General features: G+C 66.3%; 16 protein-coding genes and 2 pseudogenes. 8 read left to right on the top strand and 10 right to left on the bottom strand.

Translation table 11 applies throughout. From position 1 onward, the window contains the following. The first annotated feature begins 79 nt into the window (after positions 1 to 79). From rpsF to alr, 6 genes are all read left to right on the top strand, one after another. Positions 80 to 502, top strand: coding sequence for a 30S ribosomal protein S6 (rpsF, locus tag EPK82_RS05880; RefSeq protein WP_047590140.1), 423 nt, complete (start codon positions 80 to 82; stop codon positions 500 to 502). 28 nt (positions 503 to 530) lie between these two features. Continuing rightward, positions 531 to 761 carry a 30S ribosomal protein S18 gene (gene rpsR, locus EPK82_RS05875; RefSeq protein WP_003246847.1) on the top strand — a complete coding sequence of 77 codons (231 nt, stop codon included), beginning with the start codon at positions 531 to 533 and terminating at the stop codon, positions 759 to 761. A 36-nt stretch (positions 762 to 797) separates the two neighbouring features. Then, positions 798 to 1,691 carry a YybS family protein gene (locus EPK82_RS05870; protein WP_134676022.1) on the top strand — a complete coding sequence of 298 codons (894 nt, stop codon included), beginning with the start codon at positions 798 to 800 and terminating at the stop codon, positions 1,689 to 1,691. 21 nt (positions 1,692 to 1,712) lie between these two features. Continuing rightward, positions 1,713 to 2,159, top strand: coding sequence for a 50S ribosomal protein L9 (gene rplI, locus EPK82_RS05865; protein WP_037052411.1), 447 nt, complete (start codon positions 1,713 to 1,715; stop codon positions 2,157 to 2,159). Positions 2,160 to 2,276: 117 nt separating this feature from the next. Continuing rightward, positions 2,277 to 3,671, top strand: coding sequence for a replicative DNA helicase (gene dnaB, locus EPK82_RS05860; protein WP_037052414.1), 1,395 nt, complete (start codon positions 2,277 to 2,279; stop codon positions 3,669 to 3,671). A 125-nt stretch (positions 3,672 to 3,796) separates the two neighbouring features. Further along, entirely contained in the window at positions 3,797 to 4,873 is a 1,077-nt protein-coding gene (alr, locus tag EPK82_RS05855) for an alanine racemase (RefSeq protein ID WP_134676021.1), read from the top strand. Here the strand turns inward: alr and EPK82_RS05850 are convergent, their stop codons facing one another. Beyond that, positions 4,874 to 6,781 carry a diguanylate cyclase gene (locus EPK82_RS05850; RefSeq protein WP_134676020.1) on the bottom strand — a complete coding sequence of 636 codons (1,908 nt, stop codon included), beginning with the start codon at positions 6,779 to 6,781 and terminating at the stop codon, positions 4,874 to 4,876. 227 nt (positions 6,782 to 7,008) lie between these two features. Here EPK82_RS05850 and EPK82_RS05845 point away from each other — a divergent pair, with 227 nt between their 5' ends. Next, positions 7,009 to 9,303 (top strand): YgiQ family radical SAM protein, encoded by a 2,295-nt coding sequence (locus EPK82_RS05845; protein WP_037052419.1) that lies wholly within the window; start codon positions 7,009 to 7,011, stop codon positions 9,301 to 9,303. Between the two features lie 90 nt (positions 9,304 to 9,393). On the opposite strand, the gene EPK82_RS05840 is transcribed toward EPK82_RS05845, so the two are convergent. From EPK82_RS05840 to EPK82_RS05805, 9 genes and pseudogenes are all read right to left on the bottom strand, one after another. Beyond that, a complete protein-coding gene (locus EPK82_RS05840; protein WP_037052422.1) occupies positions 9,394 to 10,878 on the bottom strand; it encodes a TolC family protein in 1,485 nt (494 codons plus the stop codon). Between the two features lie 1,267 nt (positions 10,879 to 12,145). Continuing rightward, positions 12,146 to 13,079, bottom strand: a pseudogene (locus tag EPK82_RS25235) (Ig-like domain-containing protein); the annotation flags it as partial. 2,226 nt (positions 13,080 to 15,305) lie between these two features. Next, positions 15,306 to 15,926, bottom strand: a pseudogene (locus tag EPK82_RS25230) (DUF4347 domain-containing protein); the annotation flags it as partial. A 153-nt stretch (positions 15,927 to 16,079) separates the two neighbouring features. Continuing rightward, positions 16,080 to 16,724: a phage tail protein gene (locus EPK82_RS05830; RefSeq protein WP_134676019.1), complete on the bottom strand. Its 645-nt coding sequence runs from the start codon at positions 16,722 to 16,724 to the stop codon at positions 16,080 to 16,082. Positions 16,725 to 16,778: 54 nt separating this feature from the next. Continuing rightward, positions 16,779 to 17,096, bottom strand: coding sequence for a DUF6916 family protein (locus EPK82_RS05825; protein ID WP_037052431.1), 318 nt, complete (start codon positions 17,094 to 17,096; stop codon positions 16,779 to 16,781). Beyond that, positions 17,093 to 17,584 (bottom strand): GNAT family N-acetyltransferase, encoded by a 492-nt coding sequence (locus tag EPK82_RS05820; protein WP_134676018.1) that lies wholly within the window; start codon positions 17,582 to 17,584, stop codon positions 17,093 to 17,095. Before EPK82_RS05820 ends, EPK82_RS05825 begins: the two co-directional genes overlap by 4 nt. Before the next feature lie 182 nt (positions 17,585 to 17,766). Further along, positions 17,767 to 19,863: an HlyD family efflux transporter periplasmic adaptor subunit gene (locus EPK82_RS05815; protein WP_134676017.1), complete on the bottom strand. Its 2,097-nt coding sequence runs from the start codon at positions 19,861 to 19,863 to the stop codon at positions 17,767 to 17,769. Continuing rightward, complete coding sequence (locus EPK82_RS05810) at positions 19,864 to 21,183, bottom strand: efflux RND transporter periplasmic adaptor subunit (RefSeq protein ID WP_134676016.1); 1,320 nt, start codon at positions 21,181 to 21,183, stop codon at positions 19,864 to 19,866. Then, the gene (locus tag EPK82_RS05805; RefSeq protein WP_037052437.1) at positions 21,180 to 21,962 is read right to left on the bottom strand and encodes an efflux RND transporter periplasmic adaptor subunit; all 783 of its coding nucleotides are present in this window, start codon (positions 21,960 to 21,962) and stop codon (positions 21,180 to 21,182) included. The genes EPK82_RS05810 and EPK82_RS05805 overlap by 4 nt, the downstream gene beginning before the upstream one ends. A gap of 222 nt (positions 21,963 to 22,184) precedes the next feature. Here EPK82_RS05805 and EPK82_RS05800 point away from each other — a divergent pair, with 222 nt between their 5' ends. Beyond that, positions 22,185 to 25,490, top strand: coding sequence for a transglutaminase family protein (locus EPK82_RS05800; protein ID WP_134676015.1), 3,306 nt, complete (start codon positions 22,185 to 22,187; stop codon positions 25,488 to 25,490). Positions 25,491 to 25,597 lie beyond the last annotated feature (107 nt).

The following is a 25,597-nucleotide window of genomic DNA, read 5'->3' as shown; positions in this document are numbered from 1 at the left end:
TCCGGTGAGCTCATCACGAGAAAACCCACTCCTTGCCTGACCACCTTAGTTGGCAGGCTACAACCCGTAAGGAGCATTTATGCGTCATTACGAAATCATCTTTCTGGTTCACCCGGACCAGAGCGAGCAAGTCGGCGGCATGGTCGAGCGTTACACCAAGCTGATCGAAGAAGACGGTGGCAAGATTCACCGCCTGGAAGACTGGGGCCGTCGTCAGCTGGCTTACGCCATCAACAACGTCCACAAAGCCCACTACGTGATGCTCAACGTAGAGTGCACCGGCAAGGCCCTGGCCGAGCTGGAAGACAGCTTCCGCTACAACGACGCCGTGATCCGTAACCTGGTCATCCGTCGCGACGAGGCCGTAACCGGTCAGTCCGAGATGCTGAAGGCCGAAGAAAACCGCAGTGAGCGCCGCGAGCGTCGTGAACGTCCTGAAAACGCTGAGTCCAACGACAGCGATGACAGCGACAGCAACGACAGCGACAACGCTGACGAGTAATCCACGGATCTATTGAGGAGCCAATCACATGGCACGTTTCTTCCGTCGTCGTAAATTCTGCCGTTTCACCGCTGAAGACGTGAAAGAGATCGATTTCAAAGATCTCAACACCCTGAAAGCCTACATCTCGGAAACCGGCAAGATCGTTCCCAGCCGTATCACCGGTACCAAGGCTCGTTATCAGCGTCAGCTGGCCACCGCTATCAAGCGCGCCCGCTTCCTGGCCCTGCTGCCCTACACCGACAGCCACGGCCGCTGAGATCGGATAGTCGAAAAGAGTTAAGGAATAGATCGCATGCGTGCCCTGGCTGAATACATCATGCGCGGCCGCATGCAGGCCACCCTCGTGGTGGTGGGATCGGCAGCGATGCCGCTGTTGTTCTGGTTGAGTGCCGCCGCTGGCAGCCTGGTGCTGTTGCGGCGCGGTGCCAACGATGCCCTGGGCATCGTGGCCTGGGCCATGCTACCGGCGATTGCCTGGTGGTATTTCGGCGAACCACGCACCTTGCTGGTGTTGGTCGGGTCGCTGGGACTGGCGTTGTTGTTGCGCGCCAGCTGGACCTGGAACCGCATACTGCTGAGCAGTGTGGTGCTGGGCCTGGTGTATGGGGTTGTCCTTGGGGCAGTGTTCCGCGAACCCATCGCGGCCATGGCCGGCGAGCTGCAGAAGCTGCTGCCGAACATGCTGGATGGGGTTCACCAGCAGATGACGGTGAACGAACGCGAGCGTCTCGAGGCCCTGATTGCGCCAGTGCTGACCGGTTTGCTGGCGGCCCTGCTGCAGATCCTGAGCTTGCTGAGCCTGATACTTGGGCGTTACTGGCAGGCCGTGTTGTACAACCCGGGTGGTTTCGGGAGCGAGTTCCGCGCCCTGAGACTGCCCCTGCCGCAGGCGCTGTTGCTGCTGGCGGGCATGCTGCTGGGTCCGAACCTCGGGCCGCAACTGGCCATGCTCACGCCGCTGTGCAGCGTGCCGTTGCTGTTCGCCGGGGTCGCCCTGGTGCATGGCCTGGTGGAAAAGGGTGGCCTCGCTCGCTTCTGGCTGGTGGGCCTGTACATCACGTTGCTGCTGTTCATGCAGCTGATCTATCCCTTGCTGGTGGTCTTGGCCATCGTCGACAGTCTGTTTGATTTTCGCGGTCGCCTGGCGCGCAAGAACGGCCCGGGCTCTGCGAACGGTGAAGGTTAAAAGTTAAGAGGTAAGACCCAAATGGAAGTCATCCTGCTGGAAAAAATCGCCAATCTGGGCAACCTGGGCGACAAAGTGAACGTTAAAGCCGGTTACGGCCGTAACTTCCTGCTGCCGCAAGGCAAGGCCACCGCTGCTACCGCTGAAAACGTAGCTGCGTTCGAAGCCCGCCGCGCCGAGCTGGAAAAAGCCGCTGCCGAGAAGAAAGCTTCCGCTGAAGCTCGCGCTGCTCAACTGGCTGAGCTGGAAGTCACCATCACCGCCGTTGCTGGCGATGAAGGCAAGCTGTTCGGTTCGATCGGTACCCACGACATCGCTGACGCCCTGACCGCCTCCGGCGTTGAAGTGGCCAAGGCTGAAGTTCGTCTGCCCAACGGTACTATCCGTCTGGTCGGCGAGTACGACGTTGCACTGCACCTGCACACCGACGTCGAAGCCACCGTCAAGGTGATCGTGGTCGCTGCCTAAGCAGTAGCCGCCAAGCGGGCTTGCGCTTCGGTGCAGGTCTGCTGACAATCGGGCACGGTATCGCTTCTGCGATCCGTGCCCTTTGTTTTTCTATCGCTGCACTTTCTTTTCGAGCCTATGAACGACATCAGCATCCCCGAACAATACGACCTGCAAACTGCGGCCCTGAAGGTGCCACCGCACTCCATCGAGGCGGAGCAGGCGGTGCTGGGTGGTCTGATGCTGGACAACAATGCCTGGGAGCGCGTGCTCGATGGCGTTTCCGATGGTGACTTCTATCGCCACGACCATCGCCTGATCTTCCGGGCGATCTTCAAGCTGGCCGAGCGCAATGCGCCGTTCGACGTCGTGACCCTGTCCGAGCAGCTGGACAAGGAAGGTCAGCTGTCGCAGGTCGGCGGTCTGGCCTACCTGGGCGAACTGGCGAAGAACACGCCGTCGGTGGCCAACATCAAGGCCTACGCGCAGATCATCCGTGAACGTGCGACCCTGCGTAAGCTGATCGGCATCAGCAACGAGATCGCTGACAGCGCCTATGCCCCCGAGGGGCGCACCGGCGAGGAGATCCTCGACGAGGCCGAGCGCAAGATCTTCGAGATCGCCGAGGACCGGCCGAAGACCGGTGGCCCGGTGGGCATCAACGATATCCTGGTCAAGGCCATCGACCGTATCGACGAGCTGTTCAACAACGGTGACGCGATCACCGGTCTGTCCACCGGCTTCGACGATCTGGACAACCTGACCAGCGGCCTGCAGCCGGCCGACATGATCATCGTCGCCGGCCGTCCGTCGATGGGTAAGACCACCTTCGCCATGAACCTGGTGGAAAACGCGCTGATGCGCAGCGACAAGTCGATCCTCGTCTACTCGCTGGAGATGCCGTCGGAGTCCATCGTCATTCGTATGCTCGCCTCGCTGGGGCGCATTGACCAGACCAAGGTGCGTGCCGGTCAGCTCGACGATGACGACTGGCCGCGACTGACCAGTGCGGTGAACCTGCTCAACGACCGCAAGCTGTTCATCGACGATACCGCCGGCATCTCCCCGAGCGAGATGCGTGCGCGTACGCGGCGCCTGGCGCGTGAGCATGGCGAGATCGGCCTGATCATGGTCGACTACCTGCAGTTGATGCAGATTCCGGGTTCCAGCGGCGACAGCCGGGTCAACGAGATTTCCGAGATCTCGCGCTCGCTCAAGGCCCTGGCCAAGGAATTCAACTGCCCGGTGATCGCCCTGTCGCAGCTCAACCGGGGCCTCGAACAGCGTCCCAACAAGCGCCCGATCAACTCCGACCTGCGTGAATCCGGGGCGATCGAGCAGGACGCCGACATCATCCTGTTCGTCTATCGCGACGAGGTCTACCACCCCGAGACCGAGTACAAGGGCGTGGCCGAGATCATCATCGGCAAGCAGCGTAACGGCCCGCTGGGGACCGCGCGCCTGGCCTTCCTCGGCAAGTTCTCGCGCTTCGAGAATCTGGCACCGGGTAGCTACCAGTTCGACGACGAGTAAATCGTTGCTGCGCGCCGGGCTTCCTGCCCCTCAGCGCTCACGGCAACGATGGTCTGGCGCAGATCAATGAAAACGGGTGCCCAAGGGTTAAGATGGGCACCCGTTTTTCGTTCAGGCCCTCTGCCATGCGTCCGCTTGCTGCCATCGTCGACCTCTCCGCCATCGTCCACAACTACAGCCTTGCCAAGCGCTGCGCGCCGGGCCGCCAGGCGTTCGCGGTGGTCAAGGCCAATGCCTACGGGCATGGCGTGCGCGAGGTGGTGACTGCGCTGCGCGACATCGCCGACGGTTTCGCGGTGGCCAGCCTGGAGGAGGCTGCGGAAGTGCGCGCCATGCACGACGAGGCGCGCATCCTGTTGCTGGAGGGCTGCTTCGAGGCCGGCGAATATGCCATCGCCGCTCAGCTCGGCTTCGACCTGGTGCTGCAGAGCGCGGCGCAGGTCGAGGCTCTGCTGGGCAGTGAGCTGCCGCGCCCGCTGAACGTCTGGCTGAAGCTGGATTCCGGCATGCACCGCCTGGGCTTCGACGCCGCCGAACTGCGCCAGTGGCATGCGCGCCTGGCGGATGCCCCGCAGGTCGCCGAGCTCAATCTGCTCAGCCATTTCGCCTGCGCCGACGAGCGCGGCCATCCGCTCACCGAGCAGCAGGTCGAATGCTTCCTCGGGTTGCTGGACTTGGACTTCACGCATCGCTCGCTGGCCAACTCGGCCGCCGTGCTGACCATTCCCGCCGCGCACATGGACTGGCTGCGCCCCGGCATCATGCTCTACGGCGCGACGCCGTTCGCCGATCTCAGCGCCAGTGAGCTGGCCCTGAAGCCGGCGATGACCCTGGCTGCGCGGGTCATCGCCGTGCATGAGGTGGCGGCTGGCGAGTCTGTCGGTTATGGCGCTGCCTGGGTCGCCGAGCGTGACTCGCGCATAGCCACGGTCAGTTGCGGTTACGCCGACGGCTATCCCCGCCACGCCCCCAGCGGCACGCCGGTGCTGGTCGAGGGTCAGTTGGCGATGCTGGCGGGGCGGGTGTCGATGGACATGCTGGCGGTGGACATCACCGACGTGCCCGAGGCGGGCATCGACTCGCCGGTGGAGCTGTGGGGCAGCAACCTGCCGGTGGACGAGGTCGCGATCGCCTGCGGCACCATCGGCTACGAGTTGCTGACCAAGGTCACGGCTCGCGTGCCGCGCCGCTACATCGGCTGATCAGGCCAGCCCGCTCGGCACCTTGAGCACATCCAGCTGTAGGCAGGCCTGTTCGCTGAGTTCGCCATCGTCGCCATGTATCCGCGAGCCTGAACGGCCCAGCTCCTTGACGCGGTAGAGCGCGGCGTCCGCAGCCTTGTACAGGCCGGTGAAGCTCTGTGCATGGCAGGGGTAGAGCGCGGCGCCGATGCTGACCGTGACGCGCAGGCGTTCGGCACCGTAGTGCACCGGTACGGACAGCTCGCTGACCAGGCGTGCGGCGATTTCCCTGGCCTGGTTTTCCGCATCGCTGCCACAGATCAGCGCCGCGAACTCGTCTCCCCCCAGGCGCGAGACGGCATCGCCGGCGCGCACGTGCTCGCGCAGCCGCTTGGCGATGACCTGCAGCATCAGGTCGCCGGCGGCGTGGCCGAAGCGGTCGTTGATCGGCTTGAAGTGGTCCAGGTCGATCAGCAGCAGCGCCACGCTCTCCTGGTGGCGCTCGGCATGCGCCAGGGCCGACTCGCAGCGCTCGACCAGGTAGCGGCGGTTGGGCAGTTCGGTCAGCGGGTCGTGGAAGGCGGCGTGCTGCAACTCGTGCTCGCGCTCGCGGAGCTGGTCGTTGGTCGCGGCCAGCTCGGCGGTGCGTGCGGTCACCGCCGCCTGCAGCTCGTCCGCGCTGGCCTGCAGTTGCGCGAGGCGCGCGGTCTTTTCGCGGTCCGCCTGCTGCAGGGCGTCGGCGCGCTCCTGCTTGAGGATCTGGATGCGATAGGCCAGGGCGAAGGAGAACAGGATCGACTCGGCCGCGACGGCCAGGGGGAACACATAGGCGTTCCACTCGGCCGGTTGCAGCACGCCGGTGGTGCGCAGCAGCAGAATGGCGACGCTGCCCAGCACCAGGCCGTAGCCGTAGAGGTACAGCTGCGCCGGGAAGAAGCCCTGGCGCCAGCGGATCACGGCGCTGCCCAGCGCGGCGGGAATGCTGGTCAGCGACAGCAGGGCGATGGCCCAGGCGGCCAGGTAGCGCTGCTCGAACAGGGTCAGGCCGATGGCGATCAGGTAGATCACGCAGGCCATGTTCAGCAGGTGATGGGCCCAGCGGACGTAGAGCTTGGTTTGCAGCAGCGTCTGGGTGAAACGGCTGGCGAACAGGCCCCACAGCGACGGCAGGGTGATGCGGTCGAGCCAGACCGGAACGGGGTGGTTCGGCCACAGGTACTGTGCGCCATGGCCGGTCATGCTGATGATGAACAGCAGGGCGAAGGCCGTCGTCAGCACGTACCAGAAGTAGGCCTTGTCACGCAGCGAGATGAGAATGAACAGGTTGTACAGCAGCAGGGCGAAGACCACGCCGTAGATGACGCCCAGCCCGAGATTCTCGCGGATCGCCAGTTGCGTGAGGTCGTCGCTCTGCCAGATGCGCAGGGGAAAGGAGTTGCCGGCCGGGTCGAACGCACGCAGGTACAGGGTCAGCGGCGGTTCGCCCAGCGCCGGCAGGTCGAACACCATGCGCCGGTATGCGAGGTCGCGGCTCTCGCTGAAGGCCACGCGCTCTCCCGCCTGGCGCATCTGCCAGCCACCCTGGCCATCGGGCAGGTAGAGCTGCAGATCGAGCTGGGTGACCGAGCCGACTTCCAGCACCCAGTCCGTCGGTGCGCTGCTGTCGCGTTGCAGGCTGAGTTTGATCCACCAGGGATTCAGGCTCTGGCCCACGCTGGCCCGCCCGTTGGCCGCCTGAAAGCGCGATTGCTGTGCGGCTGAGGTGATGTCGTCGATGCTCAGCGTGCCGTGCGAATCCTCCAGCAGCTCGACGTTGGCGTTGAGCGCCGAGCCGCTGCTGGTCGCGCTCAGAGTGATGACGGGGGCCGCCTGGCTGGTGGAGGCCAGCCACAGCAAGAGAGCGAGCGATAAGGCGAAACGCTTCAGCATAGGCATCCTGATAGGCGGTGTCCGAGTGTTTTGAGTATATGCACAGGAACGTTATTGATCGAAAACAAATATGGCCTGGTGCTATTGCAGGAAAATGCCAGGTTTTCCTCAAGTTGCAGTGGCGCGGGAGGCCGCTGCCGAGGCATTAAACCCAGTGAATTAGTCTGGTTTGGTCAAAATTTGTGCTATGATCCGCGCCCCTCGTGATAGCCCGCTGATCAAAAAATATGCAAGCCGCCAAGCCGCTGTTCGACTATCCCAAGTACTGGGCCGAGTGTTTCGGGCCAGCGCCGTTCCTGCCGATGAGCCGGGAAGAAATGGATCAGCTCGGCTGGGACAGTTGCGACATCATCATCGTCACCGGTGATGCCTACGTCGATCATCCCTCGTTCGGCATGGCCATCATCGGCCGCCTGCTGGAGGCCCAGGGCTTTCGCGTCGGCATCATCAGCCAGCCGGACTGGCGCAGCAAAGACGACTTCATGAAGCTCGGCGAGCCGAACCTGTTCTTCGGCGTCGCCGCCGGCAACATGGATTCGATGATCAACCGCTACACCGCCGACAAGAAGATTCGCTCCGACGACGCCTATACCCCTGGCGGCCTGGCCGGCAAGCGCCCGGATCGCGCCAGCCTGGTCTACAGCCAGCGCTGCAAGGAGGCCTACAGCCACGTACCGGTGATTCTCGGCGGCATCGAGGCCTCGCTGCGCCGCATCGCCCACTACGACTACTGGCAGGACAAGGTGCGTCGTTCGATCCTGATGGACGCCACCGCCGACATCCTGCTCTACGGCAACGCCGAGCGCGCCGTGGTCGAGGTGGCCCAGCGCCTGTCGCGCGGCGAGTCGATCGAGAGCATCAGCGACGTGCGCGGCACCGCTTTCATCCGGCGCGATACCCCGCAGGGCTGGTTCGAGGTGGACTCCACGCGCATCGACCGTCCGGGCCGTGTCGACAAGATCATCAACCCCTACGTCAATACGCAGGACACCGAGGCCTGCGCCATCGAGCAGGGCAAGGGTGGCGAGGTCGAAGACCCCAACGAAGCCAAGGTGGTGCAGATTCTCGAAAGCCCGCGCATGACCCGCGACAAGACGGTGATCCGCCTGCCGTCGTTCGAGAAGGTGCGTAACGACCCGGTGCTCTACGCCCACGCCAACCGTGTGCTGCACCTGGAGACCAACCCCGGCAACGCCCGTGCGCTGGTGCAGAGGCATGGCGAGGTGGACGTGTGGTTCAACCCGCCACCCATCCCCATGAGCACCGAGGAAATGGACTACGTGTTCGGCATGCCCTACGCCCGTGTGCCGCATCCGGCCTACGGCGGCGAGCGCATCCCGGCGTACGAGATGATCCGTTTCTCGGTGAACATCATGCGTGGCTGCTTCGGCGGCTGCACCTTCTGCTCGATCACCGAGCACGAAGGCCGCATCATCCAGAACCGTTCGCACGACTCGATCATCCGCGAGATCGAAGAGATGCGCGACAAGGTGCCGGGCTTTACCGGGGTCGTTTCCGACCTGGGCGGCCCTACCGCCAACATGTACCGCATCGCCTGCAAGGACCCGGAGATCGAGCGTCACTGCCGCAAGCCGTCGTGCGTGTTCCCGGGTATCTGCGAGAACCTCAACACCGACCACTCGTCGCTGATCGAGCTGTACCGCAAGGCACGTGCGCTGCCCGGCGTGAAGAAGATCCTGATCGCCTCCGGCCTGCGCTACGACCTGGCCGTCGAGTCGCCGGAATACGTCAAGGAGCTGGTCACCCATCACGTCGGCGGTTACCTGAAGATCGCCCCGGAGCACACCGAGCGCGGCCCGCTGGACAAGATGATGAAGCCGGGCATCGGCAGCTATGACCGCTTCAAGCAGATGTTCGAGAAGTTCTCGAAGGAAGCGGGCAAGGAGCAGTACCTGATCCCGTACTTCATCGCGGCGCACCCGGGGACTACCGACGAGGACATGATGAACCTCGCCCTGTGGCTCAAGCGCAACGGTTTCCGCGCCGACCAGGTGCAGGCGTTCTATCCCTCGCCAATGGCCACGGCCACGGCCATGTATCACTCGGGCAAGAACCCGCTGCGCAAGGTCACCTACAAGAGCGACGGCGTCGAGATCGTCAAGAGCGAGCAGCAGCGTCGCCTGCACAAGGCCTTCCTGCGCTACCACGACCCGAAGGGCTGGCCACTGCTGCGCGAAGCACTGCAGCGCATGGGCCGTGCTGACCTGATCGGCCCGGCCAAGCACCAGCTGATCCCCGCTACCCAGCCTGTGGGTGACGGCAGCTACCAGAGCGCGCGGCGCAAGAACTCCACGCCCGTGGGCAGCAAGAAGGCCGGCGCCGGTGGCAAGATCCTCACCCAGCACAACGGCCTGCCGCCCCGTGGCAGCGACGGTGCCAAGCCCTGGGACAAGCGCGAGCAGGCCAAGGCGGCTGCCTTCGCCAAGATGCAGGAGCAGAAGAAAGGTGGCAAAGCGAGCGGTGGTGGCAAGAAGAAGCCCAGGCCCGTCGCGCCACGCTGAATGAAAACGCCAGCCTCGAGCTGGCGTTTTTCTGTCCGCCCGCAGCCTGGCGCGGACTGCAGCGCGCCGCGACGGCGCGGGCCGAGCGCTTTACAGCTGGCCTGCCTGCCACTGTGCTTCGCGGCTGGCGAGCGCGGCCGCGATGGCCTCGACGCTGTCGGCGGCGATGGTCTCCGGCAGCGGGTCGAGACCGACGCTGGCGAACAGCTGGCCGTAGCTGTTGCGCAGCTCCGCGTAGGCCAGGTCGCGGCGCAGGTCCGCCTGCAGCGTGTTCAGTTCGCCCTGGATCAGCTCCAGTTCACCGATGCCCTGCGCCTTGTAGCGGTTGCGCAGTTGCTCGACGATCTGGCCGTCCAGCCCGGCCAGTTGCTGGCTGGTGCGGAACTGGCGCTGCGCTTCGCGGAAGTTGGCGTTGGCCACGTGCAGCTGGGCGAGAATCGCCATCGACATGGCCTGGCGGCGGGCGTCGGCGACCTCCTGGCCCGCCTTGGCGACATCGATGGCGGCCGGTGCCGAGAGGACGTTGAACAGGTTCCAGGTGACCTTCACGCCGTAGTCCGCCCAGCTCTGGTTGACCAGGAACGAGTTGCTGTCGTAGTGGCCGCCGGCCGAGAACTCCAGGCCCGGTAGCAGGCGCAGCATGGCCTTGCGTGTCTCGGCGGCGCTGATGCGCGCCTGGTAGTCCTGCTCGCGCAGTTCGGGGCGGCTGGCCAGGGCCTCCTGTTCCAGCGTGCCCAGTTCCACCTTCAGCTCCGGGACCTGGTAGCCGGTCTCGGGCGCCAGTTCGACCTGGGTGCCCAGGGGCAGGTTGATCAGCGTCGCCAGCTCGGTCTTGGCCAGTGACAGGGCGCGGCGTTGTTCCTCCAGCTGGCGAGTGGCCTCGATCAGGGCGCGCTGATAGCTCAGGGCCTGGATCGGGTCGCCGATGCGCTGTTCACTCAGGCGCTGGCTGTTGTCCCGGGCCTCGGCCACGCGTGTCATGAGGCTGTCGATCTGGCTGAGCAGGCGATCGGCGGCGACGGCGCGCCAGTAGGCGGAGCGCACGTCCTGAATGATGGTGTGCACCACCTTGCGCCGACGCTCCTGCACGATCAGGCGCTGGTCGCCCTGCTGCTTGGCGCTGACGTAGCTGACACCGAAGTCGAGCACGTTCCACACCATGGTCAGGTCGGCCACGCCGCGGTCGCGATCCTGCGAGGTGGAGGGTTCGAGCGACTGGGTGCCGGTTTCGATGCTCTGGCTGCTCGACGCGCTGACGTTGTTGCGCCCTGCATAACCCGCCGACAGCGCCATGCGCGGCAGCATGTCGAAGGTGGCGAGATCGACCTGGCGTTGGGCCATGGCCTCTTCCATCACCTTGAGGCGCGCCTCGAGGTTGTACTTCACCGCACGCGCCATGGCCTCGTGCAGGGTCAGCGGGCCGTTGAGCGGCTCCTGGTCGGCGAACATCGCCTGCAGGTCGCTCTGCGCCCGTTGCTCGCTGACGCTACGCTCGATGGGCTGGCTGGTCACCGCACAGCCGCTGATCGCCAGCGCCAGCATGCTCACTACCCCTAGTGTTTGGCTCTTTTTCATCCTTGGGCCGCCCCCTTGTCACGGCTCCGACTCACTGCTTTCTCGTTGTTATCGGTCGATCAGATCTGTGCCTGGGCCGCTGCGATCTGTTGCAGCGCCTGGGCCAGTTCCTGGTGCTGGCGTTGCTCACCTTCGTTCAGCGCCTGCAATTGCTGGCCCAGCGTCGGGGCCGAGAGGAAGCCGCCACCCCCGGCCCCCCATTTCTTGCCATCGAAAACCTCCAGCTTTTGGCTCTCCTGCTGCACATCCTTGGTAAAGATGCCGGAGAGGCTGCTGCTGCCGAACACCCCTCCGTCGCCGCCACCGAAGCCGAGGAAGCCGGTGCCGCTGCCATTGCCGGCACCGCTGTCGCTGCTGGCGAAGACCTGCGCGATGAAGCTGGGAGCCAGAACGTTGGGGTTGAGGAAGATGGTGCCCACAGTGGGAACGCCGCTGCCCAGCGTCGGTTGCTCGAACAACGGCGGCGGCAGCAGCGGCGAGGTGGTGGGCGGCGGCGGTGCGACGGGCACGTCGGGTTGAGGTGTCGGCGTCATCACTGGCGGTGCGCTGGGGCCAGGGTTGGTGCGGAACTCCGGGTCGCCGGTCGTCAGCCCGCCCAGTGTGTAAGCGGCGCTGCTGAAGCCGCCCTGCAGGGCGTTGCCGATGCCGTCGACGATGCCGCTGCCTGCCGCCACCAGTGACAAGCCGAGCGTGCCCTGACCGCTGACGCCGCCGACGGTGACGCGGTAGGTGCGGGCATCCACTTGCACCAGGGACAGCAGGGTGCCGCTGGCACTGCCGCTGGTGGTCAGGGCGAAGTCGCCCAGATCGACGCCGCTGACCGCCTCGTTGAAGCTGACGGTGAAGCCGAGGGTGTCGCTGGTGGTCGGTGAGCTGCCGTCGAGAGCGATGCCGGTGACTTCCGGTGCGGCGGCGTCCACCAGCACGCCGCTGGTGGAGCCCACGGCGTTCAGTGCCGTCTGTGCATCGTTGCCGGCGCCATCGCGCAGGCTCGCGCCGTTGGCGTCCAGGCCGCCGGCAACGGTGATGCCGTCGGTGTCCTGCTGGCCGTTGGCGACGGTCAGGCGGAACACCAGTGCGCTGCTGCCCGAACCGCTGAGGTAGCTGGCGTAGACGACGCCGCCGCCATCCAGCGTGATCGCCAGGCGCGGTGTACCGCCACTGGTGTCGACGGTCACGGCCTCGTCGAAGTTCACCGTGAAGTCGAGGTTGTCGCCGGCCAGGTAGGTGCCGTTGGCGGGCACGCTGACGCTGGTGACGGCCGGAGCCTTGCTGTCGATGGCGTAGTTGTTGGAGTCGGTGCTGCCGGAGCCGGTGTTGCCTGCGGTGTCGGTGTAGCCGGTGTTGTCCAGGGTGATGACGTTGCTGGTGTCGGTGACGTTGGCATTGGGGGTCAGGGTGGCGGTCCAGGTAATACCGCCGTCGCTGCTGGCGAGGTTGCTCAGCGCGCCGTTGGCGACGCTGAAGTCTGCCGTGGTCAGGCCGCTCACCGCTTCGCTGAAGGTGATGGTGACGCTAGTGCTCTGGCCGGCCTTGAGCGTGCTGTCGGCCACCACCACAGTGGCGCTCGGGCGCTGGGTGTCGATGCTGTAGCTGTTCGAGTCGGTGCTGCCGGAGCCGGAGTTGCCGGCCGCATCGGTGTAGCCGGTGTTGTCCAGGGTGATGAGGTTGCCGGCGGCGGTGACGTTGGCGCTCGGTGTCAGGGTGGCGGTCCAGGTGATCCCGCCGTCGACGCTGGCGAGGTTGCTCAGCGCGCCGTTGGCGACGCTGAAGTCCGCCGTGGTCAAACCGCTGACCGCCTCGTTGAAGGTAATGGTGACGGTGGTGCTCTGGCCGGCCTTGAGCGTGCTGTCAGCCACCACCACGGTGGCGCTGGGGCGCTGGGTGTCGATGGCATAGTTGCCCGAGTCGGTGCTGCCACTGCCGCTGTTGCCGGCCAGGTCGTTCACCCCGGTGTTGTCCAGGGTGATGAGGTTGGAAGCATCGCTGACATTGCTGCCGGGGGTGAATGTGGCGGTCCAGGTGATCCCGCCGTAACTGCTGCTGAGGCCGCTCAGCGCGCCGTTGGCGACGCTGAAGTCGGCAATGGTCAAATTGGTGACTGCCTCATTGAACGTCACGGTGACGGTCGCCGTCTCGCCGATCCGCAGGGCCGTGTCGCTGAGGGTGATGCTGCTCGCCGCAGGGCGCACGCCATCGACCACCAGGGCCTTGTTCGCGCCCAGGGAACCTGCGGCGCCTGGGGTCGGCAGGGTGAGGATGGCCGACTGGCTGGTGCCGTCCTGAATGGTGCCGCCGTTGAGGCTGAGGGCCGAGGTGGAGGCGTAATCGAGGTCGGCGGAGAGGTCTCCGGCCTGTACGGTGTAGCTGAAGCTCAGGGTGTCGGTGCCTGAACCGGACACGTAGTTGAGTATGCGATCGGTGGCACCGGTTTCCAGGGTCAGGGTCGGCGTGCCGGTCACGTTGACCGAGGTGTCGAACTGTACGGTCACGGTGATGACGTCGCCGATCTTGTAGGTGCCGTCGGCCGTGCTGGAGGTGATGTTGGTGACCACCGGTGCGGCAGGTGCGGTCAGGGTCAGGTCATTGCCGGTGCCGCCGGCGTAGCTGGTGGTCAGTTCGGTGCCGTTGCCGCCCGCCGTGATCGTGCCGCCCTCGCTGATGCCGGTGAAGGTACCGGTAATCGCATCGCCACCGTCGTTGACGATCACCGTGTAGCGGTCGCCACTGCCAGCCGTGTAGCCATGAGTGACGGCCAGGGTCGCGCCGGAGAGATTGGCCGAGCCATTGACCAGCACCCGGTCATAGCCGCTACCCGCCGTCGTGCCGTTGATGTCCAGGGCCAGGGTGCTGCCTGCGGCCAGGCTGAGGTTGCCGTTGATGTTGAGGCTGCCTGCACCGCCATTGCCGGGGGACAGGGTGCCGCCGCTCTGCACGGTGACGTTGCCCCCCAGCGAGCCGCTGCCGGCCAGCGTGGCACCGCTTGCCACGGTGGTCGTGCTGCTGGTGTTGCCGTCCACGATCAGCGTGCCGGCGAACACGGTGCTGCTGCCCGTGCTGGTGTTGTTGGCCGTCAGGGTCAGGCTGCCGCTACCGCTCTTGTTCAGGCTGCCGATGCCGGCGACCACGCTGGAGATGGTCGCCGTATCGCCGCTGCCGTTGGTGAAGGTCTGGGTGGTGCCGCCGGCCAGGCTGAGGGTACCGCCAGTCAGGACCAGGCCGCTGGCCTGATCCATGTCGAAGGTCAGGCTCTCGTTGAGCGACACGGCATTGAGGTTGAGCGTCTGCCCGGCCAGGCTGCTGGCGAAGACGATGGTCTGGCTGCCGGTGCTGTCGGCGGCGGCGATGGCCACCGCCTCGCTGAAGCTCACGCCATTGCTGCGGTCGATGGTCGCGGTATCCGTGGCATTGGTGACGTAGATGGTGTCGCTGGTCACCGTGACATTGGCACTGGCGTTGCCGCCAGCGCCATCGTTCACCGTGACCGCCACGGTGGCGTCGCCGGCGGGCGTGTCGCTGCGGTAGGTGATGCGCTGCGCCACGTCGTTGACCAGTGCTGAGGTGGCCGTGGTGCCACTGCTGGTGAAGGTGATGGTCAGCACGCCACCGCTGTTGGTGAAGGTGGCGAAGGTCAGCCCGCCCGACTGCAGGTTGCTGCCACTGACGGTGAACAGGCCGCCGCTGGTGTCGAAGCCCAGCACGTCGCTGCCTATCGCCGTGCCGCTGCGCTGGATCACCAGGCTGGCGCCGGACCAGTCGCCATTGCCGCCGTTCAGCGCATCCAGCTCGGCATCGGCCAGGCTGGCATTGTTGCCCACGTCGAGGCGGACGGTATTGCCTGCGCCGCCCCAAGCCACGCTGTCGCCGTTGAGGTTGCTGACGGCGGGAGCTGCGTTGGGGGCGACCGCATCCGCGAAACCCACATTGTCGATGCCGATATACAGAGGTTGACCATTTGGATCCGTGATACGGATTTCGTCTGCGTACTGGAATATCGATGCCGTCAGCCCATTGCCCTGGGTGAAGTCCGAGATGTAGTCGCTGTCGGTCGCGAGTGTGACGCTGCCTCTGGAGACACCGTTCTGGAAGGCTTCGAATTTGATCTGAGAGTGCGCGCCAAGGTAGTCGACGATCTTGATTCCGGTGAACGAGAACTCGCTCCCGTCCTGGCTGCGAATCACGACGATGGGCGAGCCATTCCCGGAATCGTCGACGATACCTTCGTCCTGGCTGCCGGTCCCATCCGTGAACAGATCGCTGTAGTACTTCCACGCCGCGCCGTTATTGGAGTTGCCGGAGTTGGCGGAAAAGATCTCTATCGTCACGCCAGGAATGTCGCTCGACTGGGCTTGGCCGTCGGTCACCGGAGTACCCAGGATCGTGTCGGTACCGGAAAAATTCAGCGTTCCGGAAAACAACTGGCCGGTAAACGCGTTCTGCGCGGCAAGCGAGAACGGCATGCCGGCCTCTATGGTGCCGGTCGAGGTCTCCAGCACCCAGTTCCTGGCGTTGATGCTGCTGCCGGTCGCGTCGGTGGATGCTGCAACGTCGGCCTGGGTGATGGCGGCAATCTGGCTGATGAAGGACTGGCCCTTGTCGCCTAGGGCGATATCGCAGCCATAGAGCAGGATGTCGCCATCCCCGCCCAGTTTGCTGCCGATGGCCTCCAGCGTGGAGCTGTGATCTTGCAGGTTGCTGGCATCCAGGGTCAGGCTGCCCAGCGTGATCTGTCCTGACAAACCATGGCTGACGATATGGATCGCATCGATGCCGGAGCGCCCGTTCAGATAGTCGGCAATCTGCTGAAGCCCATCCTGGCTGCCATCCAGTACGACGACCTCGCTACCTTCGCTGACGCCGGCGATGAGTTGTGCATAGTCCTGCACGTTGCCGTCGATGAAGACGATCTCCTGGCGCTGATCGCTGCTGGCGGCTGGCGCGGCAGCGGCACTGTCATCGACCTGGCTGTCGCTGGCACTGTCCGCCTGGGGCGTGGGGTCGGCCTGGACCGTATCGGCAACCGTGGCGGCAACCGCCCCGTCGAACATCATGCGCGGTTCGAGGGCCAGTAGCCAGGCAGGGCCCGCCGGGGCCTGGGGTGTCGCTGTGACGGTGGCTCTGCGTTTCATCATCTGCTCCCGGCGTTGCTTTACGTAAGTGGCGGCCCGCCTGGCGGGCCGACCTTCAGGTGCTTGCTCGACTCAGCCTCGCGACGGGAAGACCCCTTCGGTCGCGATCACGAAGTTGGTGCCGAGGAAGGGATTGCGGATACCGAACGACTGGCTGCCACCGACGGGCGAGATGGTGACCGTTCCCTGCGGTGTGATGCTGGCCTGCCCGCTGAGCCCGCCCAGGTTGGCTTTCGTCGAGTCGGGTGGAGTATCGGTGAACAAACCCGCGAACACCACACTGGCAGGACCGGCTTTCGCGGTCGTGGCGGAGAGGTAGGTGGTGTTGCCTGCCGTGGGTGGCACCATCGCGGCGGTCGGATTGGTGGCCACGGCGGCACTGATGGTCAGGGCGCCGTTGCTGGCCTGGCCGGTGAAATGCGCGACGGGCGCGTGCATCGGCAGCTCTGCGGTGGTCAGGGTGACATTTTCGCGGCCGGCCATCTCGCCCTGGACAATCACGTCCAGGCCTGGCCCTTGCCCCATCCCTACCGGGCTGCGCCCACGGTAGTCGGGCAGGCCGAAGGTGGTCTGGCCATTGCCGCCATACAGCGTGCCGAGCAGTGAGAAAAGGGCAGTGTTCTGTGCGATGGGCATCAGCTGGCCCTGACACAGCGCATAGCCACGCGGTGCGAAGTTGAAGGCGACCATTTTGATTTCGCCGAGGAACGGTTCCATGTTGTTGCTCCCTGCTGTGTGACGCCGGTGTGACCGACGGGTTGTCGTGATGGCTCAGGTCCGTGGCGCGGATGTCCGTGTATGGAAAACGGCCTGCAACAGGCGGGCCCCGTCGTCGTCCGGGCCGATCGGGGTGAGCATGACCCACCATGACGCCTCGCCCGGGCTGTGCAAGGTATAGCTGAATTGCGGCAGGTCGACCCCGGCGGGCTGTCGAAAGATGGCGTCGTAGCACTGATGGCGCGGGTTCATGGCCTTGCCCTGGCTCACTTCGACCAGTTGCACGTCGACACCGGGATGTCCTTCCCAGCTGAGGCGCCAGGTCTGGCCCAGGGCCTGTTGCAGGTCTGCCTGGCTGGGGACGTCGTTCATGCGCTCAGACTCCGTGCGGGGGTGCGGTGCATCTCCAGATAGATCGGGTGCTGGCCGGTCACGATGAAACCGAAATGTTCATACAGGCGTCGGGCAGGGTTGTCGGACTCGACGTAGAGGCGAATCGCTTTCCCCAGCCTGTCGGCCTCATCGACCAGGCCGGCGAGGAGGGCGCGGCCGATGCCCCGGCCACGCCAGGCCGGCAGCAAGGACAGGTCCATCAGGTTGTGGGTGCCGGGCCCGCGAAACAGGTAGAGACGGCCGATGGGTTGCTCACCCTGAAGGATCAGCGAGAACTCGGCGCCCCGATAGTGGGCCTGGTAGTGGCGGTGCTGGGCATCGAACTGTTGCTGCAGGAATGCCGCTTTCTCGGCCTGGCTCCAGGGCAGCGGGTCGAGCTCCTGCGCGCGGGTGCTGGCATACAGGTCGAGCAGAAACGTCAGGTCGGTTGCCGTGATGGGGCGCAGATGCACGTCAGAGGTGGACACGGTGTGGAGCTTCCTTGCGCACCTTGTTCGTGAACGAAACAGGCGCAGTCGTTGGCTTGTCGGGCGCACTGCATGTGCGCCCCTTGAATATAGATCGGTGATACGGACTTGCCACTATTTCCTTACAGGCGGCAGGTTCTTTCTGCAGGCGCGTCTTGGGGTGAGCGGCGCAACCGCTGGCATCAGAAGCCGCTTTCGCGGACGCCCAGTGCGGCCAGGCGGCGCCAGGTGGCACCGAGTATGGACTGCCCCGTCCCTTCGAGGACGACGACGCCACGTACGGGCAGCGAGGGTTCGTCCGCCGCCTCCAGCAGACTGAGGCGGGCGCCGTACTGCGCCTGCAAGGGGGCCGCCCGCTGCTGGGCGTCGCGGCGTACGGCGATGGGGCCGTGGTGGTCGGAGGCCAGTGCCTCCAGCTGCAGATAGGCGACGCCAGTGTCGTCCACGTCATCGAGGCGGACCGCCAGCGCGGCGCGCGCCGGGTCGTCGGCGATGAAGCGTCCTTTGCTGCCTGGCTGCACACGCCAGAGCCCGTCTTCGGCCAGGTAGCCGCGCAGGCGGACGCCGGGCGCCACGACGCGCAGCAGCGGGTCGCCTGACTTGAGCCAGCGGCCTGGCGCCAGGTTCGGCTGCAGGTCCCGCACCACGCCGTTTTCCGGTGCGCGCAGCTGCAGGCGTTCGCGTTGCGCAGCCAGGCCACGGTACTCGGCGACCGATGTCGCCAGGCGCTGTTCGAGCACGGCAGCGTCGCCCACCGTCTCGCTGCGACCGGCCTGACGGCGCAGCTGCAGCTGCAGTATCTGGATTTCCTGGCGCACGATGGCCTGGCGCGACTCGAGGTCCGGAGACTCCAGCTCCAGCAGCAGTTCACCTTGCTGCACCGCCTGGCCGTCGTGGACATGCAGCTGCTTCAGGCGCGCGGACAACGGGGGATAGAGAGCCGTGCTGCTGGCGGCCTCGAGCACGCTCGGCACGTCGACGGCGGTACGCCATGGCAGCACCAGCAGGGCCGACAGCATCAGCAGTCCGACCGCCGTGAGCAGGGTCTTGCCCGGGGCGGCCTGATCGCGCCGTCGCCACCATTCCTGGCATTCGCGCCAGATCGGCAGGCCGATGAACCAGAGCAGCTCCACCAGCATCAGGACGATGCCCAGCAGCTTGAAGAACATGTGGTAGACGGCCAGGGCAATGCCGAGAAACAGGGCGGCGCGCCATAGCCAGGAGCCATAGCCCCAGATCAGCAGGCGTCTGCGCATCGTCGCCGTCCAGGGTTCGGGGGCGGGCTCCGCGTAGCCGAACAGGGCTTCACGCAGGCGCCAGCGACAGAGGGCGAAGGCCCGTTGCTGCAGGTTGTCGACGCCCCACAGGTCGCTGAGCAGGAAGTAGCCGTCGAAGCGCATGAAAGGATTGAGGTTGATCAGCAGGGTGGTGATCCAGGTGGCGCTGGCCAGCATGAAGGTGGCGGTGCGCAGGGGGCCGTCCGGCAGCAGGGACCAGGCCAGCAGGGCGAGGCAGGCCAGCAGCAGTTCGGCGAGCACGCCACCGGCGCCGATCAGCAGGCGGGAGCGGCGATCGTTGACACGCCAGGCATCGCTGACATCGGTATAGAACATGGGCAGCAGCACCATGAACGCCAGCCCCATGCTCTGTACCCGACAGCCCGCGCGCTTGGCCATGTAGGCGTGACCGAACTCGTGGCACAGCTTGGCGAACGCCAGGGCACAGCCGAAGGCGATGGCGCCACCCAGGCTGAACAGGTGCGGGAAGCTGGAGATGAAGCGGTCCCAGTCGCGTGCGACGAGAAACAGGCCGAGCAGCAGCAGGATGGGCAGGCCACGGCGCAGCAGCGCGGGGCCATGGCGTTCCAGCGCAGGCCAGGTGCGGTCGAGAAAGGCGTTGGGGCGCCACAGCGGGATGCGAAAGAACAGGTACTGGTGCAGCAGGCCTTTCCACAGGCCCTGGCGCTGTTGCGCCGCCTTGCTCGCGTAGCTGCTGCGCTGTTGCGCATCCGCTGCCGTGATCAGGTCGTGGGTACTGAGGAAGCGCAGCATGCTTTCCAGGTCGGCGCCCGCCAGCGCCTGGCCGGGTTCATTGTTCGCCGCCTGCAGCACCTGCGCGGGATCGCCCAGCTGCCAGTGCCGCAGCAGGCGCATGGCCTCGGCACCGATCTTGAAGTAGCGCCCGCGCAGCGGGTCGGCCAGCGTCCATTGCGGGGCGCCGTCCAGCGCGGAGGCCGAGCTGGAAAGCTGCAGGTCGGCACGCAGGCTTGGCAGGCGCATTCACAGCCCCAGTGTCTGGCGCAGCGCTGCCAGCGGGCGGCGCAGCAGGAACAGCGCCAGCGGCACGCGTTCGCCGTAGAGCTTGGCGGTGCCACGCAGGCCGATGCGCGGTGGCGCTGCGACGAAACCGGCGTCCAGGCGGTAGGCCAGCTGGCCGTTGCTCAGTGGCTGCGCCTCGTATGCCAGGCGTTGCAGCCGGGCGTCGTGGCGATGCAGCGGGTCGCTGTCGAGGAACAGGCCGACCTCCGCGCCGGGCTGGAAGTTCAGCGCGTCGGCCACAGCGAGGTCGATGCGCAGCTCGGCGCGCCTGGGGTCTGCGATCTCCATCAGGCGCTCGCCCGTCTGTACCGGCTTGCCGACCCAGCGCTGGGCATCGGCGAACACGGCAATGCCGTCGCGCTCGGCTCTGACCTCGGTGCGTGCCAGCAGCTCGCGGGCATAGTCGCGCTCGGCACGTTTCTGCGCCGCGCGCGCGGCGAGCAGGTCGATGCGCGCGCTGGACTCGGCATCGCTGAAGGCGCGCTGGCTGTTGGCCTTGAGCTCGGCTTCGGCCACCTGCAGGCTGCGCTCGGCGACATCGGCCTGGGCGCGGATGGAGGTGGCCTCGAAGCGCACCAGCACCTCACCCTTGCTGACCGCCTGGTTGGGCTTGACCTGGAACGTCGCGATCACGCCGTCCAAGGGCGCGGCGATGACCTGGCCGTCGAGTGGCACCACTTCGGCGGGAGCCAGAACCGACTGGCGAATCGGCAGCAGCAGCAGGAGCAAGGCCACCGTCGCCACGGCGATGATGCGGCGGCGTGGCCAGCGCAGGTGCCACGGCTTGTGCGGTTGCAGGGCGAGCCAGGCATGGGCGTAGCAGTCACCCAGTTGCAGCAGCAGTGCCTGTTCGGCCGCGCTCCACGGCTGTTCACGGGCGATCCACAAGCCGCCGAAAAGCGCCTGCTTGCGGTCGAGCAGGGGCAGCCAGAACACCGAGCCTGCGGAGAGCGCCTGCCAGTCGCCACGCGTCTGCTCGCTGAGCGAGTCGGCGGTCACCACCTGGGCCTGGCTGGAGCGGCCCTGGGCAAGCAGCTGGCGCGTGGCCTCTTCGACGAAGGCGACGAAGGGAGAATGCGCTTCGACGACGCTGATCGCGGTGAGTGCGCGCACCCGGCCCGCGATCAGCAAGGCCGCATGACGAAAGCCGAACAGTGCCTGTGCGTCGTTGACCAGCGCATAGGCCAGGCTGTCGATGTCCGCCGCGGCCCGGGCCTGGTGCTGCAGGGCCAGGAAGCGGGCGAATACCTGCTCGGCTGGCCCAGGCGCCTGGGCGGTCATGGCGCCTCCGTGAAGCGCGCGCTGCCGCTCATGCCGGAGAGCAGCCCGTCCGCCTTCTCGGGCAGGCTGCCGATCAGCAGCAGGGTCTGACTGCCCTCGTCGATGCGTGCACCCAGGCGTTTCACCCTGGCCTCGAGCGGCTCGCCGGTTTCATCCGGGGTGAAGGCGAAGCGTTGCCCGGGCTGGACCCTGCTCAGCCAGCTGGACGGTATCAGCAGATAGATTTCCAGGGTGCCGTTGTCGACCACATCCAGCAGCGGCGCACCGTTTGCGACGCTTTCGTGGGGCTGGGCGCGGCGTTGCACCACGCGCCCGGCGAATGGGGCACTGACGCTGCAGCGCTTGACCTGCACCTGATACACCTGGGCCTCGGCTTGTGCCTGCGCCTGGCGCGCCTCGGCCAGCGCCACCTCGAAGCGCCCCACCGAATTCAGCGCCGCCAGTTGCTTCTTGTGGCTCAGTTCCTCACGGGTGGCACGTGCGGCGGCCTGCGCGGCGTTGAGCTGGGCCTGGTAGGCGCTGCAATCGAAACGCACCAGTACATCGCCCTTGGCGAAGGCCTCGCCGTCGGCGAACGGCATCTCGACGATGCGCCCCGGCAATTCGCTGGAGAGCACGGCCTGGTCGCGTGCCCGCAGTACGCCGCGTACCTGGCGTTCGGCGCCCGTGGGTTCGGCACGCTCGAGGGCTTCGAGCAACGGGTCCTGCGCCTGCAACAGCGGGCTGAGGGTCAGAACCAGCAGGCCAACGGGGAACAGGCGACTGGAGCGGAGGGGCATGGCATACGTCCTTGCATGAAGTCGTCGCAGTCTAAGGCAGAAGTGCAGTGAAGCAAATTGAGCACCGCGTGAGTCGAACTGGTGCGTGCGCAGGGGGCTGGTGCGTGCCAGGCTCCGTTGTGGTGCGCGCATTCGGCGGCAGACGCGGTGGGCAGCGACGCACGGTCTGTGGCATAAGTCTTGCGCTGCACAGCTCATCGTCCAGGCTAGCAGGAGGCCGCCGTGTCGATTCATGTCGCGCTGCATCACGTCACCCACTACCGCTACGACCGTGCGGTGAACCTTGGTCCGCAGGTGGTGCGTCTGCGCCCGGCGCCGCACAGCCGTACGCGCATCCTCTCCTATGCGCTGAAGGTCGAGCCGGGCGAGCACTTCGTCAACTGGCAGCAGGACCCGCAGGGCAACTACCTGGCGCGCCTGGTCTTCCCCGAGAAGACCCGTGAATTCAAGGTCGAGGTGGACCTGGTCGCCGAGATGGCGGTGTTCAACCCCTTCGACTTCTTTCTCGAGCCCTACGCCGAGCGCATTCCCTTCGCCTACACCGAGGGCGAGCAGCGCGAGCTGGCGCCCTATCTGGTCAAGCTGCCGGCCACGCCGCTGTTCGCCAGGTACCTGGCCGGGATCGAGCGCAGCCCGACACCCAGCGTCGATTTCCTGGTCGAGCTGAACCAGCGGCTGTCCGCCGACATCCGCTACCTGATCCGCATGGAACCGGGCGTGCAGACGCCGGAAGAGTCGTTGCAGCTGGCCGCCGGCTCGTGCCGTGACTCGGCCTGGCTGCTGGTGCAGTTGCTGCGCCACCTCGGCCTGGCGGCGCGCTTCGTGTCCGGTTACCTGATCCAGCTCACGGCCGACGTCAAATCCCTCGATGGTCCTTCCGGCACCGACCAGGACTTCACCGACCTGCACGCCTGGTGCGAGGTCTACCTGCCCGGCGCCGGCTGGATCGGTCTCGATCCCACCAGTGGCCTGTTCGCGGGCGAGGGGCACATTCCGCTGGCCTGCAGCCCGGAACCGTCGTCGGCGGCGCCGATCAGCGGCGGGCTGGACGAGTGCGAGGTGGAGTTCGAGCACCTGATGAGCGTCGAACGGGTGTGGGAGGCGCCACGCGTCACCAAGCCCTACAGCGAGGCGCAGTGGCAGGCGATCCAGGCGCTGGGGCGGCAGATCGACGATGACCTGCAGGCGCATGACGTGCGCCTGACCATGGGCGGCGAGCCGACCTTCGTCGCGCTCGACTACCCGGACGACGACGAGTGGAACACCGCTGCGCTGGGCCCGAACAAGCGGCGCCTGGCTGCCGACCTGTTCTACCGCCTGCGTGATCACTATGCGGCCAATGCGCTGGTGCATTTCGGCCAGGGCAAGTGGTACCCCGGCGAGCAGCTGCCGCGCTGGTCGCTGAACTGCTTCTGGCGCCGCGATGGCCAGCCCCTGTGGCACGACCCCAGGCTGCTGGCTGACGAGAAGCGCGGCTATGGCGCCACGGCCGAGACCGCCGAGCGCTTCCTCGCCAGCCTGGCCGCCCACCTGCAGGTGGAGGCCGACAACGTCTTTCCGGCCTTCGAGGACTGGTTCTACTACCTGTGGCGCGAGCGCAAGCTGCCGGACAACGTCACGCCGGACGATCCACGCCTGAGCGATCCGCTGGAGCGCGAACGCCTGCGCAAGGTGTTCGACCAGGGGCTCGACGCGGTGGTCGGCCATGTCCTGCCACTGGCGCGCCAGGTGGTCGGCGAGGGCTGGCAGAGCGGGCGCTGGTTCCTGCGCGACGAGCACTGCCGCCTGCTGCCGGGCGACTCGCCGCTGGGCTACCGCCTGCCGCTGGACTCGCTGCCCTGGGTCAGCCAGGCCGATTACCCCTACATCAACCCGGTCGACCCGAGCCAGGCGCAGCCGCCGCTGCCCGCCGCGGCGCAGATCCAGCGCCAGTTGCGCGGGGTCTGGCGTGGCGCCAGTGTCGCTGCTGGCAGCGGCCCGCAGAGTGCGCGCCCGGCCAGCGGTCAGTCGGCCGCCGGCATCGTGCGCACGGCACTGTGCGCCGAGCCGCGTGAGGGGCGGCTGTATCTGTTCATGCCGCCGCTGAGCCATCTCGAGGACTACCTGGAGTTGGTCGCGGCCATCGAGGCGGTGGCGGCCGAGCTCGATTGCCCGGTGCTGCTGGAAGGCTACGAGCCGCCGCTCGACCCGCGCCTGCAGTACTTCCGCGTGACCCCCGATCCGGGGGTGATCGAGGTAAACATCCATCCGGCGGCCAGCTGGGACGAGCTGGTGGAGCGCTGCGAGTTTCTCTACGAGGCGGCGCGGCAGTCGCGGCTGTCCAGCGAGAAGTTCATGATCGATGGCCGTCACACCGGCACCGGCGGCGGCAACCACTTCGTCCTCGGCGGGGCGACGCCGGGCGACTCGCCCTTCCTGCGGCGTCCCGACCTGCTGCGCAGCCTGATCAGCTACTGGCACAACCACCCGTCGCTGTCCTACCTGTTCAGCGGCCTGTTCATCGGCCCGACCTCGCAGGCGCCACGGATGGACGAGGCGCGCAACGATGCCCTGTACGAACTGGAGATCGCCTTCGCGCAGATGCCCGAGCCGGGGCGCGATGCTCCGCCGTGGCTGGTCGACCGGTTGTTGCGCAACCTGCTGGTGGACGTGACCGGCAACACCCACCGCGCCGAATTCTGCATCGACAAGCTGTACTCGCCGGACTCCGCCAGCGGGCGACTCGGCCTGCTCGAACTGCGTGCCTTCGAGATGCCGCCACATGCGCAGATGAGCCTGGCCCAGCAGTTGCTGCTGCGCGCGCTGATCGCACGCTTCTGGCAGGAGCCCTATCGCCCGGCCAAGCTGGTGCGCTGGGGGACCGAGCTGCATGACCGCTTCCTGCTGCCGCATTTCGTCGAGCAGGATTTCGCCGACGTGCTGCAGGAGCTGGGCAGCTTCGGCTATCGACTGCGCAGCGAATGGTTCGCCCCGCACCTGGAGTTCCGCTTTCCCAAGGCCGGCGATTTCGCCGTCAAGGGCATCGACCTGGAGCTGCGTCAGGCGCTGGAGCCCTGGCATGTGCTGGGCGAGGAGGGCGCCATCGGCGGTACGGTGCGTTACGTCGACTCGTCACTGGAACGCATGCAGGTGAAGCTCGCCGGCATGGCGCCGGACCGTTACCTGCTGACCTGCAACGGCGTGCCGGTGCCGCTGCGGCCCACCGGCAAGGTCGGTGAGTTCGTCGGCGGCGTGCGTTTCCGGGCCTGGCAGCCGGCCAGTTGCCTGCAACCGACCATCGGCGTGCATGCCCCGCTGGTGTTCGACCTGATCGACACCTGGATGCAGCGCTCGCTGGGCGGTTGCCAGTACCATGTGGCGCATCCGGGCGGGCGCAACTACGACAGCCTGCCGGTCAACGCCTACGAGGCGGAAAGCCGGCGTCTGGCGCGCTTCTTCCGCCTCGGCCACAGCCCGGGCAAGCGTCCCGTGCTGCAACCGATGGACAATAATGAACTACCGATGACCCTGGATCTGCGTCGCGTCTGACGCCCATCCCGTCTGTGGCAGGGGCCTTGGCCGCGAACCGTCGCTGCTGAAGCGCCTGTCACGGATGCAGCCGTCAATTTGCGTCACGCTGCCTTGTCACTGCCGAG

Source organism: Ectopseudomonas khazarica (genome assembly GCF_004521985.1).
GTDB classification, from domain to species: domain Bacteria; phylum Pseudomonadota; class Gammaproteobacteria; order Pseudomonadales; family Pseudomonadaceae; genus Aquipseudomonas; species Aquipseudomonas khazarica.
Note: the sequence above shows the minus strand (reverse complement) of the source record. Positions and strands in the feature narration are given on the sequence as shown.

What these genes read in the sequence shown, in the direction of transcription:
- alr (WP_134676021.1), top strand. Translation starts at nt 3,797, where the DNA reads ATGCGTCCGCTTGCTGCCATCGTCGACCTCTCCGCCATCGTCCACAAC.
- EPK82_RS05870 (WP_134676022.1), top strand. Translation starts at nt 798, where the DNA reads ATGCGTGCCCTGGCTGAATACATCATGCGCGGCCGCATGCAGGCCACC.
- EPK82_RS05815 (WP_134676017.1), bottom strand. Translation starts at nt 19,863, where the DNA reads ATGCGCCTGCCAAGCCTGCGTGCCGACCTGCAGCTTTCCAGCTCGGCC.
- EPK82_RS05830 (WP_134676019.1), bottom strand. Translation starts at nt 16,724, where the DNA reads ATGGAACCGTTCCTCGGCGAAATCAAAATGGTCGCCTTCAACTTCGCA.
- rplI (WP_037052411.1), top strand. Translation starts at nt 1,713, where the DNA reads ATGGAAGTCATCCTGCTGGAAAAAATCGCCAATCTGGGCAACCTGGGC.
- EPK82_RS05850 (WP_134676020.1), bottom strand. Translation starts at nt 6,781, where the DNA reads ATGCTGAAGCGTTTCGCCTTATCGCTCGCTCTCTTGCTGTGGCTGGCC.
- EPK82_RS05805 (WP_037052437.1), bottom strand. Translation starts at nt 21,962, where the DNA reads ATGCCCCTCCGCTCCAGTCGCCTGTTCCCCGTTGGCCTGCTGGTTCTG.
- EPK82_RS05810 (WP_134676016.1), bottom strand. Translation starts at nt 21,183, where the DNA reads ATGACCGCCCAGGCGCCTGGGCCAGCCGAGCAGGTATTCGCCCGCTTC.
- EPK82_RS05840 (WP_037052422.1), bottom strand. Translation starts at nt 10,878, where the DNA reads ATGAAAAAGAGCCAAACACTAGGGGTAGTGAGCATGCTGGCGCTGGCG.
- rpsF (WP_047590140.1), top strand. Translation starts at nt 80, where the DNA reads ATGCGTCATTACGAAATCATCTTTCTGGTTCACCCGGACCAGAGCGAG.
- rpsR (WP_003246847.1), top strand. Translation starts at nt 531, where the DNA reads ATGGCACGTTTCTTCCGTCGTCGTAAATTCTGCCGTTTCACCGCTGAA.
- EPK82_RS05825 (WP_037052431.1), bottom strand. Translation starts at nt 17,096, where the DNA reads ATGAACGACGTCCCCAGCCAGGCAGACCTGCAACAGGCCCTGGGCCAG.
- EPK82_RS05845 (WP_037052419.1), top strand. Translation starts at nt 7,009, where the DNA reads ATGCAAGCCGCCAAGCCGCTGTTCGACTATCCCAAGTACTGGGCCGAG.
- dnaB (WP_037052414.1), top strand. Translation starts at nt 2,277, where the DNA reads ATGAACGACATCAGCATCCCCGAACAATACGACCTGCAAACTGCGGCC.